Origin of the sequence: Kocuria sp. KD4, assembly GCF_011769905.1 — a bacterium.
GTDB classification, from domain to species: Bacteria; Actinomycetota; Actinomycetes; order Actinomycetales; family Micrococcaceae; genus Kocuria; species Kocuria marina.
Genome location: NZ_CP050449.1, coordinates 2,444,358 through 2,456,789, shown reverse-complemented (window position 1 = coordinate 2,456,789; position 12,432 = coordinate 2,444,358). Strand labels below are relative to the sequence as shown.

The window sequence follows — 12,432 nt, the reverse complement described above, 5'->3', positions numbered from 1 at the left end:
GGGCACGCGGCCGTGCCAGCGGGTACGGAACCGGCCGGAGCGACGTCGAACAGGGGGCACCATGGCGTACAACGCGGCCGAGCGCGCGTACGAGCACGTCAAGGCCAGGATCCTCACGGGTGAGCTGGACGGGCACATGTTGTCCGAGGGCGTCTTCGCCACGGAGCTGGGGGTCTCCCGGACTCCGGTCCGTGAGGCGTTCCTGCGGCTCCAGGTGGAGGGGCTCATGCGGCTCTACCCCAAGCGCGGTGCGCTCGTGGTGCCGGTGGGCCCGCACGAGTCCCGCGAGGTGCTCGCTGCGCGGCGGGTCGTGGAATGCGCGAGCGTGAAGGAGGCGATCGGGGATCCCGATCTGCCCGACACCCTCGCCGACCTCCTGGAACAGCAGCGAAAGGCTGCGGGCACGCCGCGATTCGGTGAGCTGGATGCCGCGTTCCACACCGCTCTCGTGGAGGCCGCGGGCAACAGTCTGTTGAGCGGTTTCTACCAGGGGTTGCGGGACCGGCAGATCCGGTTGATCGCCACCGCGGTGCGCACGGCCCAGGAGCGGTCGGACGAGATCCTGGCGCAGCACGCGGAGATCGTGGCGGGCGTTCGGGAAAAAGATACGGAACGGGTGGAAGCCCTGTTGGCGGAGCATTTGCAGCGCGTGTACGAAGGGATCGTGTCATGAGTGTGAAACCCTGGATGAGGGTCAGTTCGGCGCTGTTGGCGGTGGCGTGGGGTGGCAACGAGTTCACCCCGTTGCTCGTCATGTACCGCACGGTGGAGGGGTACGAACAGGTGGCCGTGGACATGCTCCTGGCCGCGTACGTCCTGGGGATCGTGCCGGCCCTGTTGATCGGCGGGCCGTTGTCCGATCGGCACGGGCGGCGGGCACTGATGATCCCCGCGCCCATCCTCGCGATGGTGGGCAGCATCCTGTTGGCCCTGGGGGCCGGGAGTCTGGTGCTGCTTTTCGTGGGTCGGGTCTTCTCCGGGCTGGCCCTGGGACTGGGCATGGCCGTGGGGACCTCGTGGATCAAAGAGCTCTCCGACCGGCCGTACGAGGAGCACCCGGAGCGGGTCTCGGGCGCTCGCAGGGCGTCCCTGTCGCTCACGGCCGGATTCGCCCTGGGTGCCGTGATCGCAGCGACGCTCGCCCAGTTCGCCCCGCTGCAAACCGTGTTGCCGTACGTGATCAACCTCTTGATCTGTCTGCCCGCGGTCCTGCTGGTCGCGGGAGCACCCGAGACCCGCTACGCAAGCGCACCGCATGGCTCCCTCCTGTCCGATCTGAAGATCCCGGCCACGCGTCAGCACCGGTTCTGGTTCGTGGTGGCGCCGTCCGCGCCCTGGGTGTTCGGATGCGCGGCGTCCTCGTACGCGATCCTCCCGGCGCTCATGGCGGACGTCGTGGGCCCGGACTACGGCATCGCGTTCTCGGGGCTCATGTGCCTGGTGGGCCTGGGCTGCGGGTTCTTCATCCAGCCCCTGGGCCGTCATCTGGACCGGGACGGTTCCATCCGTTCGCTCGCCGTGGGCATGGTCGCGGTGATCCTGGGCATGCTCACCGGGGTGGCCGCCGCCTCGACCCTGAACATCCTGGTGGTCCTCGCGGCCTCCGGGGTCCTGGGTTGCGGCTACGGGCTCGTGCTGGTCTCCGGGTTGCAGGAGGTCCAACGCATCGCCCGCCCGGACGACCTCGCGGGACTCACCGCGGTCTTCTACTCCCTGACCTACGTGGGCTTCTTCGTGCCCATGGTCCTCGCGCTGATCGCCCGGTTCACGTCCTACCCGTGGCTGTTCGCCTCCGGTGCCGTGATCGCGGCCCTGTGCCTGGGCGTCATGGCCTACGGGCGGCGGCACGAGGTGCGCGACCTGGACGCGCTCGAGGCGGCGGCCGCGCGGTAGCAGGGGCAGCGGCGTCGTCGACCCGTGACGAATGCGCCCGTACGGCGGGTGATGCCGGGTCGTCGCGCGGCGGCCGTGCTCAGCCGAGGACCAGGGTCGCCGCGCCGCGCAACAGGACGACGCCGCCGCCCGCGGCTGCGAGCGCCATGGCCAGTTTCTGCGCGGTCGCCTTGGTGAGGTGGCGGGACAGCCAGGTCCCCACCGCGATCCCGGCCAGGACCGTGAGCACGAGCGCGCCCACGGCCGCGAGCGCGGGGACGGGCAGGGCGAAGTGCACCCCGGCCGCGAGTTTGGAGACCACCGACAAGGCCCCCATGGACATGAACACGGGCTGCATCGTGGCCGCGAACCGGTGTTGGTCCCAGCGGGTCACGCGCGAGTAGATCACCATGGCGGGGGCCGCCACACCCGCGGTGGAGTTGAAGAATCCCCCGATCACCCCGGCCGGGACCATGGCCTTGCGGCGGGAGAGCTCGGGGGTCGCGGGGGAGAAGCGCGTGACGGCGAGGCCCGCGAGCACCACCGCACCCACGGTCACCTGCAACCACGCGCTCGGCACCCAGCGCACCACGAGCGCTCCGGCCACGATCCCGGGCACGGCGGACGCGACCAGCACCGCCGCGTGCCGCCATTCCACGAATCGGCGCACGGACAGGGTGATCAGGAAACCGGAGCACGTGGTGGCCGCGTTCGTCGCGAGGACTCCCGGGCCGGGACCCATGATCAGGGACAGCACCGGTGCCACCACGAGGCCCACCCCGGTGCCGGACACCCGTTGCAGGACGGTACCCACGAGCACGGCGAGCAGGGCGGCGATGAGGATCAACATGGGCGGCTTCCGGTGAGCGGGGTCGGTGGTTCGAGGGTAACCGCGTGTGCGCCGCCGGGTGGCACCGCGTGGGATCCGTAGCGCATGTCATGGGTGCTGCACCCGGGACATGGGTCGCGACCTGGGGATGACGGTAGGAGGATAGGGGTATGAACTTCCTCCGCGGCATCGTCCGGGCCCAAGGCCAGATCTTCCTGCAGGCCGGATGGGGCCCCGCGGTGTTCGCGCTCGCCGCCATGACGGTGGCGTCCGCGTGGTTCGCGCTCGCCGCGCTCGCGGGGGCGGCGGTCCAGGCAGGGTGTGCGCTGGCGCTCGCCGGGTGGGACGACGCGCGGGGCCTGCACCGTCTCCGGGAGGGCGGGACCCGGGCCCGGAGTGGCATCCCGGGACACGATCCCGAGAGCTCACGGGCCGGTGCGAAGGCCATGGCCCGGAGCCGAGCCGGGGTGATCCCCGCAGAGGTAGACCAGGGATTGCACGGGTTCAACGGTGCGCTGACGGGGTGTGCCGCGGTGCTCGCGTGCGGGCCCGGGATCCCCGCGGCGTTGTGGACCCTCGCGGGTTCGGCGGTCTGCGCGCTGATCGTGTGGGGCGCCCCCAAGCTCTCGTGGCCCGAATCCCTTCCGCTGCTCACGGGGCCGTTCTGCCTGGTCAACAGCATCGCGGTGGCCGTAGCGGTCCCGTTCGAACGCACCCAGGGAGCCGTGGTGCCCCTGGGCTCCCCCGTGCACGACGTACTCGCCGGGGCCGTGCGGGGAGCGCACCAGGTGATCCTGGGCGGTTCCGTGCTGGGCGGGCTGTTGGTGCTCGCGGGGATGTTCGCCGCCGGTTGGCGGGCCGGTGTGTGGGCGGCGGCCGGGACCCTGGTGGGCACGCTCGCCGGGTTCGTGGGGATCGGGCAGGGCCCCGCCGCATCCGGGTTGCTGGGCTACGGCGCGTTGCTCGTGACCGTGGCGCTCGGTGTCGCGTTCCCCGCGCGGGGGTCTCGCATCCTGCGGATCGGGGTGCCCGTCCTGGCCGCCGCGCTCACCGTGCCGCTGTGGTGGGTCATCACGGCCGTGGGGGTCGCGCCGTACACGTGGCCCTTCGTGCTCGTCACGTGGACCGTTCTGGCGCTGCGCTCCCGTCAGTGGAGGGCGGGGGAGGCCCGCCACGACGAGCGGTGAACCAGGGCGAAGATCCCCCACACCGCGAGCAGCCCCGCGATCAACAACAGTCCCGCGTGGCCCAGGTCCACGGAGGCCAGGAAAGTGGTGAGCGGATCGTTCAGGTCGAACGCGGTGTTGAGCACCGCGCCCACCGTGATGAAGGCGATGAACAGGGCGGAGACCGCGGAGATGCCCGTGATCACCGCGTTGAACCCGAGTTTGCGCACGGGATCGCGCCACGTGGAGCCGTACATGCGCAGCACGGCCAGTCCGTTGAGGGAATCGCACAGGCACATGCCCGCGGCGAAGAAGAATGGCAGGGAGATCAGGGTCCACGTGGACACTCCTGCCACGGACGCGGACGCCGTGATGATCAACAGGGACACGGTGCTCGCGGTGTCGAAACCCAGACCGAAGAGGAAACCGAGCACGTAGATGTTGCGCGGGCTCTTGACCCGCTGCAGCGGCCGGTCCAGGACGCGGGCGATCAACCCCTGGGACCGCATGTCCTCCTCCGTGATCCGCTGCCCGTCCGCCACCGCGCGCCGCAGCCGCCACGACCGCACGCTCGCGGTGGCGTTGTACGTTCCCAGCACCAGCAGGAAGACCCCGGACACCGTGCCACCGATGATCCCCAGCGCGGTGTTCGCGGTGGTGCCCTCCTCGATGAACGAGGACACGAACGTGGCCCCGAGCACCACCAGGACTCCCGCAAGGATCACGACCGAGCTGTGCCCCAGGCTGAATGCGAGACCCACGCTCGCCGGTCGCTTGCCCTGGGAGATGAACCGGCGGGTCGAGTTGTCGATCGCGGCGATGTGGTCCCAGTCGTAACTGTGCTTCACCCCCGTGAGGTAGCACGTGACCACGAGTCCGATGGACAAGGGAACGGAACTCTCCAGGGCCCCGGCACCCAACATGCCCAGCGCGAGGACATGCAGCAGCACCACCGCGCCCAGGGTCGCGAGCACCCGGGAGCGCAGACTCCACTCACTCACTGCCGTGCGGGTCACCGCCGTACTTCCACCGGTGCGCGTCATCTCTACCTCCAACGGACGTCAGTACTTCCTCAGGTTCACGGGCCCCTGGCCGAAGAACCGTTCACGAACCACGGCCACCGCGGCCAGGATCAGCTCGTCGATCTCCTGCGTCGAGTTGCCCAGCACACGCAACGCGAACCCGGGCACGGCCAGGGCGGAGGCGCCGCCACGGAGGTGCCCCGCGCGCTCGGTGAGCAGCGCGCGGACGGCTGCCAGAGCGGCGTCGTTCACGCGGGAATCCAGGACCAGCAGCGAACCCACGTGGCTGAACCCCTCGAACGAGCCCACACCGCCAAACCCCGACTCATCCCCGGAGGGTTCCAGACGGATGTTGTCGAGCGCCACGGGGCGCCCGGACATCCGCACCTCGGTGCGCAACCGGACACTGTCGTAGCGGAACGGCTCGCCCGTGGGGGACCAGCCGGGCGTGACGACCTCCGCGAGCACCAGGGTCGCGGACGGGTCCATGTCCACGAGCGTGTGCTGCCGGTAGCGCGAGTCCCGGTAGGCGATCAATTGGTCCGGCAGGTACTCGAGCCGCGCGCCCGAGCCCAGGCACACCGTCATCTCCTGGGTCGAAAGACCCACGGGGGTGCGGTAGACCTTGGTCGCGGACTGGGTGGTCAGCAGCAGGTCCGCGCCGTCCCCGACCGTGACGGCCACGCGGTAACGGTCACCGTCCAGGTACGCGCCGCCGGGATTGACCACCGTGTAGGTCACCTGCCCGCTCGCGTCCAGGTAGTGCGGGCGCAGCACGCGCAGCGCCCCGCGGTGGAACTGGTGGGTTGCCACGGAACGCCCCGGGCGCGCCGTGATTCCCAGTTCCAGTTCACCGCGCCACGTCTCTCGCGCAGTTCCGGGGGACGACGACGCCGCGGTCACCGTGTTCGCCGATGCCGCCACAGTCAGTGTGGTCGCAGCTGTCCCCGCGGTCGTCGACGCCGACTCGGACGCGTCGTCCCGCGTGACCGCTGGCACGGCGGAGGCGTGCGTGTCGGTCACCGGTGCGGCTGGGCTCACGCGAGGTCCTGCATGAGGACATCGTGGCGCAACCACTCGATCACGTGCTCGAGGCCCTCGTCCGTCTTCAGATTGGTGAAGCAGAACGCCTTGTCCCCGCGGAACTGGCGGGAATCGGTCTCCATGACCGTGAGGTCCGCCCCCACGTGCGGCGCCAGGTCCGTCTTGTTGATGATGAACAGATCGGACTTGATCATGCCCTGGCCGGCCTTGCGGGGGATCTTCTCGCCCTGGGCCACGTCGATGATGTAGATCGAGAAGTCCACGAGCTCGGGGCTGAACGTGGCGGAGAGGTTGTCCCCGCCGGATTCCACGAACACGACCTCGAGGTCCGGGTGCTCCTGCTCCAACCGGTCGATCGCCGCCTGGTTCATGGAGGTGTCCTCGCGGATCGCGGTGTGGGGGCACCCGCCGGTCTCGAGTCCCACGATCCTGTCCAGGGGTAGCACGCTGTTGCGGGAGAGGATCTTGGCGTCCTCGATCGTGTAGATGTCGTTGGTGATCGCCGCCATGGAGATGTCCTGGCTCAGCGCCCGGGTGAGGCGTTCGATCAACTGGGTCTTGCCCGCGCCCACCGGTCCGCCGATCCCGATCTTCACTGCCGTCATGTGGTTTATTCCTCCGTACGTTCGGTGGCGCGGTTCAGCTCATGAACATGCGCGCACGTTGGGTTTCGTGATGCATCTGGGCGATCTCCAACCCCGGGGAGACCACGCCCAGATCGGACATGTCCAGCGTGGAGATGCGCTCCCATGCGGCCGCGACCCGGGGGCGCAGTGCTCCCAGGGTGCGCTGGCCCGCGTTCTGCCCGATGGGGATCCCGCGCACCGCGTTCTGGGTCAGCGAGGTGAGGGTGGAGAACAGGAACGCCTGCGTGACCGCTGCCGGGGGCACACCGTGGTCCACCCCGATCAGCGCGAACACGATCGCCTGGTGGCCGTGGCACGTCCCCTCCGCCACGAGGCGGGCGTAGCGTTCCAGTCCCGGGCCGGGTAGGGACAGCGTGCCGATCTCGAGCAGCCGGCGTCCCATGGTCAGCCCGGCTTGTCGCACCTGGGCCGGTAGGGCCTGGGCGAACAGGAGGGCGTCGAGTTGGACGAGGCCGGCGTCGATATCGGAGTCGGGTGTCGCGTCCGCCGGGGCTGCGGGGGGATCCGCGGGCGACGCCGCGCCATCGGCGGCCGCCAGCGCGGAAGGTGCCGTGCCCGCCGAGGCTCCGTTCGCCGTCGTCCCCGCGAACAACTCCGCGGTGAGCCGCACGGCCAGACCGTCCGCGTAGACGAGCTGGTGGTCGAGGAAACGTTCGAGCCAGTCCTGGAAGCTCGCTTGGTCCGACACGGTGCCGCGTTCCAGGTAGGTCTCCATGCCGAACGTGTGCGCGAACGCCCCCGTGGGCAGCGCGGAATCGCAGATCTGCAGCAGCGGCAACAGGGAACCCGCCCAGTCCTGCGCGTCCCCGGTCATTAGTGCGTATGCTCCGCGTGGCGGAACGGGACCGGCATCACGCGCTCCTGCCGCTCGTAGGGCACGCCGTGCTCGTCCAGGTACTGGGTCACCGTGTGGTCAAACTGCACCACCATGACCTCTGCGCCGTATTCGGAGGACGCGTCGAAGAACTGGGCCTGCAGGTGCCGGTTGCCCAGCCCGTGCGCCGTCATGCCCATCTCGGTGATGGTGCGCGGGGCGATCACGAGCACGTCCGTGGCCTCGACGGACACGACGACGACGCCGCGCTCGTCCCGGAGCAGGATGTCCCCGTCCTGGAGGTCGCCGGCCGCGCCGCGCGGACTGTCCAGGCGCAACCCCAGGGTGCGGCCGTGATCCGTGGTCACGCGCTGGATCCGCTTCACGAGTTCGGAACTGGGCAGCACCACCTTCTCCACGTGCAGCCCCTGCCGTTCGGAGGGGGACAAATCGGCCAGGTTGCCCAGGACGCGGTCGACGATCACGAGATCCTCCTTGTCGGGAACGTGTCAGGAATGGTTGTTCGGGGTGCCGGTGCCGGGGCGGCAACGACGGGCCCGCAACGACTGGTTGGCGGCGCCGGGTGCCCGCCGAGTGCCGTCGTCCGCGGATTGCCGGCGGCCGCGTGGGCTCAGAACAGGAAGTACCGCTGGGCCATGGGGAGCACGTCCACGGGCTCGCACGTGACCTTCTCGCCGTCCACGCGCACCTCGTAGGTTTCGGGGTCCACGTCCAGCTCGGGGGTCTCGCCGTTGAACGCGAGGTCGGACTTGCGCAGGGACCGGATGCCGTGGACCGCCTTGACGGTCTTCCGCAGACCTAGCTGCTCCGGGACGCCCGCGTCCACGGCCGCCTGGGACATGAACGTGATGGAGGAGGAGTGCACCGCGGAACCCAACCCGCCGAACGAACCGCGCATGGTCATGGGCTGGGGCGTGGGGATGGACCCGTTGGAATCACCCATGAGGGAGGAGACCACCTGCCCGCCCTTGAACACCATGAACGGCTTGACGCCGAAGAACGCAGGTTCCCACAGCACCAGGTCCGCGAACTTCCCGGCCTCCACACTGCCCACGTAGTCACCCACACCGTGGGCGAGCGCGGGGTTGATCGTGTACTTGGAGATGTAGCGCTTGAGCCGGAAGTTGTCGCCGCGCTCGGTGTCCCCGTCCAGCTTGCCGCGCTGCTTCTTCATCTTGTCCGCGACCTGCCACGTCCGCAGGATCACTTCCCCCACGCGGCCCATGGCCTGGGAGTCAGAGCTCGTGATGGAAAAGATGCCCATGTCCTGCAGCACGTCCTCCGCAGCGATCGTCTCCGGGCGGATGCGGGAATCCGCGAACGCCACGTCCTCGGGGATGTCCGGGTTGAGGTGATGGCACACCATGAGCATGTCCAGGTGCTCCTCCTCCGTGTTGCGTGTGAACGGCAACGTGGGGTTCGTGGAGGCGGGCAGCACGTTGGGGAACGCGGCGATCTTGATGATGTCCGGGGCGTGGCCGCCGCCGGCACCCTCGGTGTGGTACGTGTGGATGACCCGCCCGTCGATGGCCTTGATCGTGTCCTCCACGAACCCGGCCTCGTTGAGGGTGTCCGTGTGGATGGCCACCTGCACGTCGTAATGGTCGGCCACCTTCAAGGAGTTGTCGATCGCCGCGGGCGTGGCGCCCCAGTCCTCGTGCACCTTGAGCCCGATGGCCCCGGCTTTGATCTGCTCGGCCAGCGGTTCCACCGCACTCGCGTGCCCCTTGCCCAGCAGGCCCACGTTCATGGGGAAGTTCTCGACGGCGCGCAGCATGTTCGCGAGGTTCCAGGACCCGGGCGTGATGGTCGTGGCCTTCGTGCCCTCCGCGGGTCCGGTACCGCCACCGATCATGGTGGTGATCCCCGAGTTCAGGGCGGTGGCGAACTGGTCGGGGCTGATGAAGTGGATGTGGGTGTCCAGGCCCCCGGCGGTGAGGATGCGGCCCTCACCGGCCACGGCCTCGGTCGCGGGACCGATCACCACGTCCACGCCGTCCATGATGTTGGGGTTGCCGGCCTTGCCGATGGCCAGGATCCGTCCGTCCCGCAGCCCCACGTCCGCCTTGTAGATGCCCGTGTGGTCCAGGACGATCACGTTGGTGATCACGGTGTCCGCCACGGCCAGGTCACCCGGGGCGCCGTCGCGGACGGTGTTGCCGTCCTGACCCATCCCGTCGCGGATGACCTTGCCGCCGCCGAACACGGTCTCGTCACCGTGGCTCGTGAGGTCCTTCTCCACCTCCAGGAACAGGTCCGTGTCCGCGAGCCGGACGGCGTCCCCCGTGGTGGGGCCGTACAGACCGGCGTACTGCTGCCGGGACATCTCGAAGCTCATGAGCGTTCCTCACTGTCCAGGGGGCCGTTGACGGCGTTGCGGAATCCGAACACGGCACGGTCACCGGCCATCGCCACCAGGCGGACGGTCTTCTTGTCCCCCGGTTCGAAGCGCACGGCCGTGCCGGCGGGGATGTCGAGGTGGAAGCCGCGGGCGGCGTCCCGATCGAAGCGCAGCGCCGGGTTGGCCTCCGCGAAATGGAAGTGGGAGCCCACCTGCACCGGGCGGTCGCCGGTGTTGGTGACGTCCAGCTCCACGGTGTCGCGGCTCTCGTTGCACACCACGGGGGTGTCCGCCAGGACGTATTCGCCAGGGATCATGGGAGTCTCCTGCCTATCGGATGGGGGTGTGGACGGTGACGAGCTTGGTGCCGTCCGGGAAGGTGGCCTCCACCTGGACGTCCGAGATCATCTCGGGCACACCCTCCATGACGTCGTCCCGGCCGAGGATGGTGGTCCCCCAACTCATGAGGTCCGCCACCGTGCGGCCGTCCCGGGCACCTTCGATCAGTTCGTAGCTGATGATCGCCACGGCCTCCGGGTAATTGAGCTTCAGGCCCCGGGCCTGGCGTCTGCGTGCGAGGTCCGCGGCGACGACGATCTGCAGTTTCTCCTGCTCGCGAGGGATCAAGTGCATTGCGGCTCCAAGGATGGTCAGAAGGACGTCCGGCAGGGAAAGAAGACTACCTAACAATCGGCATGCTACGCCTGACGTGTGAAAACACACCCCGTAGTGCTCCGTCGTGTTCTTAGGAGTTGCCCGGGAGCCGTCCGGGCCTGCGCTCGGAGGTGCCCGAGTGGCACAGGTCGCCGGGCCCGGTCGACGACGCCGCGCAGTGCCCGACGCCGCATTGGGTGCGCTCCGCGGGTACGACGACGCCCGGGCTTCGTGTGCGGAACCCGGGCGTCGTCGTCGTGCAGTGGTCGTGGCGCGTTCGCTACGCGCGGGCACCACGAAGGATGGAGCCTACAGCTTCCACTCCCAGGCCTGGTCCACGAAACCGGGCGCATAGACCAGGGTTCCCGTTTTCGCGGGCACGTCCAACACAATCTTGCCGGTCGCACGCTCGGCGGGCCCCATCTCCGGGATCCGCTCTGCATCGGGCAAGCACATGTAGGACGCGGCTGATGCCACCGAGTTCGCCGTGGTCCCGGCCGGAGTGATGAATTTCCATTCGTGCGGATTGAACATGTAATCAGTGCCGTAGAAGGCCTCTTGGAACTGTTCCCTCGGGCCGGTCTCAGCGGACACATCGAGGGTCACGAAGTGTCCGTTCTCGGGTTTCTCCGCGTAACCCGGCGGGGGCGGGTCACCGACTGTGGTCGGCGGGATCCGTGTGGTCGGAGGACAGGGAGCGGAGGTGGCGTAGATCCTCGGGGTGCATGTCCTTCTGCGCTTCGAGCCCGTCGAGCAGCAGTTGCATCTGTCGCTGCAGTGCCGGAACCAGATCGGGGTGCCCCTGGTCCCGCAGGTGGGTGATCAGCATCCGCAGCCCCCGCAACATGGTGGCGGCCACGTCCGGCTGGTCGAGGCACGTCTGCCGGAGCTGATCGAAGGCGTGGGCGATGTATTCCTCATGGGAGAGGTTCCAGGGCTGGACGAGCACCCGGCGGGATCCGTCCTGCAACGCCGGGGGCGGAAGTGGAGTGATGAGCAACGTCCGCATCAGACTCCCCAGCCGCAGGATGACCTCCACGGCGGTCGTGGGGTCATTCACGGCCGGACTCAGGGCACGCAGCCCGATGTCCACGAGCTGCCGGATGGAGAAGTCGACGTCCTGGAGGGTGGTGCGCATATCGGACACGCCGATCGACTCGGCGAGACCCTTCCTGCTGGCGGCCGAGGGGCGGGGCCACACCGTCAACAGGGGTTCACCGGCGTGGATGTAAGCGCCCACGCGGGTGTCCATGCGCACGGTGGTGCCGGGAGAGGCGGCCGCGAGAAGCTGGCGGATATCCACCTGGCTGATCCATCCGCTGCGCGTGGCGGGAATGACCGCGGCGTCATCGGGGGCATCGTGGAAGTCCCGGGGGTCGACCTCACGCATCCCGGAGGGCACTTCGTCAAGTGCGGCGGCCACCTTCTCTCCCTCGTCCGCGATGACCCGGGCCACGTTGCCCACCTGGAGCCCGTGGGCCAGGTGATCCAGGTGCACGATGATGCCGATCACGGTGATCAGCGTCAGCACCACGGCGAGCGTCAGCGACACCTTCGGCGCAGGGGCCGTGGTCTCCCCGCTGACACTGGGCAGCGCCAGCACGCAGTAGAAGAAGGTGGCCACGAGCAGGCCGATCACGCGCTGACTCAGCCGGTCCCGGATGAAGGACCGCATGACCCGTGGGGAGAACTGGCTGCTGGCCAACTGCAGGCTGACCACGGTCAGGGAGAACACCACGCCCACGGTGGTGATCATCGCCCCGGCCACGGTGGCCAGCAACCACGTGGCCGCGTTGCTGCTCATCTCCAGCGTGAACGGCACGTGGGTGTCGTACCCCAGGGTGTGATCGACGGACGTCGCGATGATTGCCAACACGATCCCGCCCAGCATGATGATGGCGGGATAGAGGAACAGGCTCTCCTCGAATCGGTACCGCAGCGCCGCGAGGCGCAGCCGCCACGAGACGCCTCCACGTCCAGCCACTGTCTGTCCTCCGAGCATTGTTCGCCGACGAGCCTGCC

14 protein-coding genes are annotated in these 12,432 nt (G+C 69.0%); 3 read left to right on the top strand and 11 right to left on the bottom strand.

The genetic code is table 11. From position 1 onward, the window contains the following. Positions 1–61: 61 nt before the first annotated feature. Both HBK84_RS10970 and HBK84_RS10965 read left to right on the top strand, forming a co-directional pair. Positions 62–673: a GntR family transcriptional regulator gene (locus tag HBK84_RS10970; protein ID WP_064845601.1), complete on the top strand. Its 612-nt coding sequence runs from the start codon at positions 62–64 to the stop codon at positions 671–673. Further along, the gene (locus HBK84_RS10965) at positions 670–1,893 is read left to right on the top strand and encodes an MFS transporter (RefSeq protein ID WP_167318899.1); all 1,224 of its coding nucleotides are present in this window, start codon (positions 670–672) and stop codon (positions 1,891–1,893) included. Before HBK84_RS10970 ends, HBK84_RS10965 begins: the two co-directional genes overlap by 4 nt. Positions 1,894–1,972: 79 nt before the next feature. Here HBK84_RS10965 and HBK84_RS10960 read toward each other — a convergent pair whose 3' ends face one another. Further along, positions 1,973–2,722 (bottom strand): sulfite exporter TauE/SafE family protein, encoded by a 750-nt coding sequence (locus HBK84_RS10960; protein ID WP_167318898.1) that lies wholly within the window; start codon positions 2,720–2,722, stop codon positions 1,973–1,975. Between the two features lie 149 nt (positions 2,723–2,871). Between HBK84_RS10960 and HBK84_RS10955 the strand changes: the two genes are divergently transcribed. Then, the gene (locus HBK84_RS10955; protein WP_167318897.1) at positions 2,872–3,888 is read left to right on the top strand and encodes an urea transporter; all 1,017 of its coding nucleotides are present in this window, start codon (positions 2,872–2,874) and stop codon (positions 3,886–3,888) included. On the opposite strand, the gene HBK84_RS10950 is transcribed toward HBK84_RS10955, so the two are convergent. From HBK84_RS10950 to HBK84_RS10905, 10 genes are all read right to left on the bottom strand, one after another. Beyond that, positions 3,849–4,910, bottom strand: coding sequence for a HoxN/HupN/NixA family nickel/cobalt transporter (locus tag HBK84_RS10950; RefSeq protein WP_167318896.1), 1,062 nt, complete (start codon positions 4,908–4,910; stop codon positions 3,849–3,851). The genes HBK84_RS10955 and HBK84_RS10950 overlap by 40 nt on opposite strands. 18 nt (positions 4,911–4,928) lie before the next feature. After that, positions 4,929–5,930, bottom strand: coding sequence for an urease accessory protein UreD (locus HBK84_RS10945; protein ID WP_240918983.1), 1,002 nt, complete (start codon positions 5,928–5,930; stop codon positions 4,929–4,931). Beyond that, complete coding sequence (gene ureG / locus HBK84_RS10940) at positions 5,927–6,538, bottom strand: urease accessory protein UreG (protein ID WP_085106540.1); 612 nt, start codon at positions 6,536–6,538, stop codon at positions 5,927–5,929. The genes HBK84_RS10945 and ureG overlap by 4 nt, the downstream gene beginning before the upstream one ends. A gap of 34 nt (positions 6,539–6,572) precedes the next feature. Next, positions 6,573–7,394: an urease accessory protein UreF gene (locus HBK84_RS10935; protein ID WP_035964923.1), complete on the bottom strand. Its 822-nt coding sequence runs from the start codon at positions 7,392–7,394 to the stop codon at positions 6,573–6,575. Continuing rightward, positions 7,394–7,879 (bottom strand): urease accessory protein UreE, encoded by a 486-nt coding sequence (gene ureE / locus HBK84_RS10930; RefSeq protein WP_167318895.1) that lies wholly within the window; start codon positions 7,877–7,879, stop codon positions 7,394–7,396. Before ureE ends, HBK84_RS10935 begins: the two co-directional genes overlap by 1 nt. Before the next feature lie 146 nt (positions 7,880–8,025). Then, positions 8,026–9,753 (bottom strand): urease subunit alpha, encoded by a 1,728-nt coding sequence (ureC, locus tag HBK84_RS10925; protein WP_144931617.1) that lies wholly within the window; start codon positions 9,751–9,753, stop codon positions 8,026–8,028. After that, the gene (locus HBK84_RS10920; RefSeq protein WP_167318894.1) at positions 9,750–10,073 is read right to left on the bottom strand and encodes an urease subunit beta; all 324 of its coding nucleotides are present in this window, start codon (positions 10,071–10,073) and stop codon (positions 9,750–9,752) included. The genes ureC and HBK84_RS10920 overlap by 4 nt, the downstream gene beginning before the upstream one ends. A gap of 13 nt (positions 10,074–10,086) precedes the next feature. Next, positions 10,087–10,389 carry an urease subunit gamma gene (locus tag HBK84_RS10915; RefSeq protein WP_035964916.1) on the bottom strand — a complete coding sequence of 101 codons (303 nt, stop codon included), beginning with the start codon at positions 10,387–10,389 and terminating at the stop codon, positions 10,087–10,089. 330 nt (positions 10,390–10,719) lie between these two features. Further along, complete coding sequence (locus HBK84_RS10910; protein WP_131333570.1) at positions 10,720–11,016, bottom strand: hypothetical protein; 297 nt, start codon at positions 11,014–11,016, stop codon at positions 10,720–10,722. A gap of 46 nt (positions 11,017–11,062) precedes the next feature. Then, positions 11,063–12,394 carry a DUF2254 domain-containing protein gene (locus HBK84_RS10905; RefSeq protein WP_206069154.1) on the bottom strand — a complete coding sequence of 444 codons (1,332 nt, stop codon included), beginning with the start codon at positions 12,392–12,394 and terminating at the stop codon, positions 11,063–11,065. Between the last annotated feature and the right edge of the window lie 38 nt (positions 12,395–12,432).

Excerpts from the sequence above, each read along its gene's own strand:
- HBK84_RS10970 (WP_064845601.1), top strand. The coding sequence starts at position 62 with ATGGCGTACAACGCGGCCGAGCGCGCGTACGAGCACGTCAAGGCCAGG.
- HBK84_RS10965 (WP_167318899.1), top strand. The coding sequence starts at position 670 with ATGAGTGTGAAACCCTGGATGAGGGTCAGTTCGGCGCTGTTGGCGGTG.
- HBK84_RS10960 (WP_167318898.1), bottom strand. The coding sequence starts at position 2,722 with ATGTTGATCCTCATCGCCGCCCTGCTCGCCGTGCTCGTGGGTACCGTC.
- HBK84_RS10955 (WP_167318897.1), top strand. The coding sequence starts at position 2,872 with ATGAACTTCCTCCGCGGCATCGTCCGGGCCCAAGGCCAGATCTTCCTG.
- HBK84_RS10950 (WP_167318896.1), bottom strand. The coding sequence starts at position 4,910 with ATGACGCGCACCGGTGGAAGTACGGCGGTGACCCGCACGGCAGTGAGT.
- ureG (WP_085106540.1), bottom strand. The coding sequence starts at position 6,538 with ATGACGGCAGTGAAGATCGGGATCGGCGGACCGGTGGGCGCGGGCAAG.
- HBK84_RS10935 (WP_035964923.1), bottom strand. The coding sequence starts at position 7,394 with ATGACCGGGGACGCGCAGGACTGGGCGGGTTCCCTGTTGCCGCTGCTG.
- ureC (WP_144931617.1), bottom strand. The coding sequence starts at position 9,753 with ATGAGCTTCGAGATGTCCCGGCAGCAGTACGCCGGTCTGTACGGCCCC.
- HBK84_RS10920 (WP_167318894.1), bottom strand. The coding sequence starts at position 10,073 with ATGATCCCTGGCGAATACGTCCTGGCGGACACCCCCGTGGTGTGCAAC.
- HBK84_RS10915 (WP_035964916.1), bottom strand. The coding sequence starts at position 10,389 with ATGCACTTGATCCCTCGCGAGCAGGAGAAACTGCAGATCGTCGTCGCC.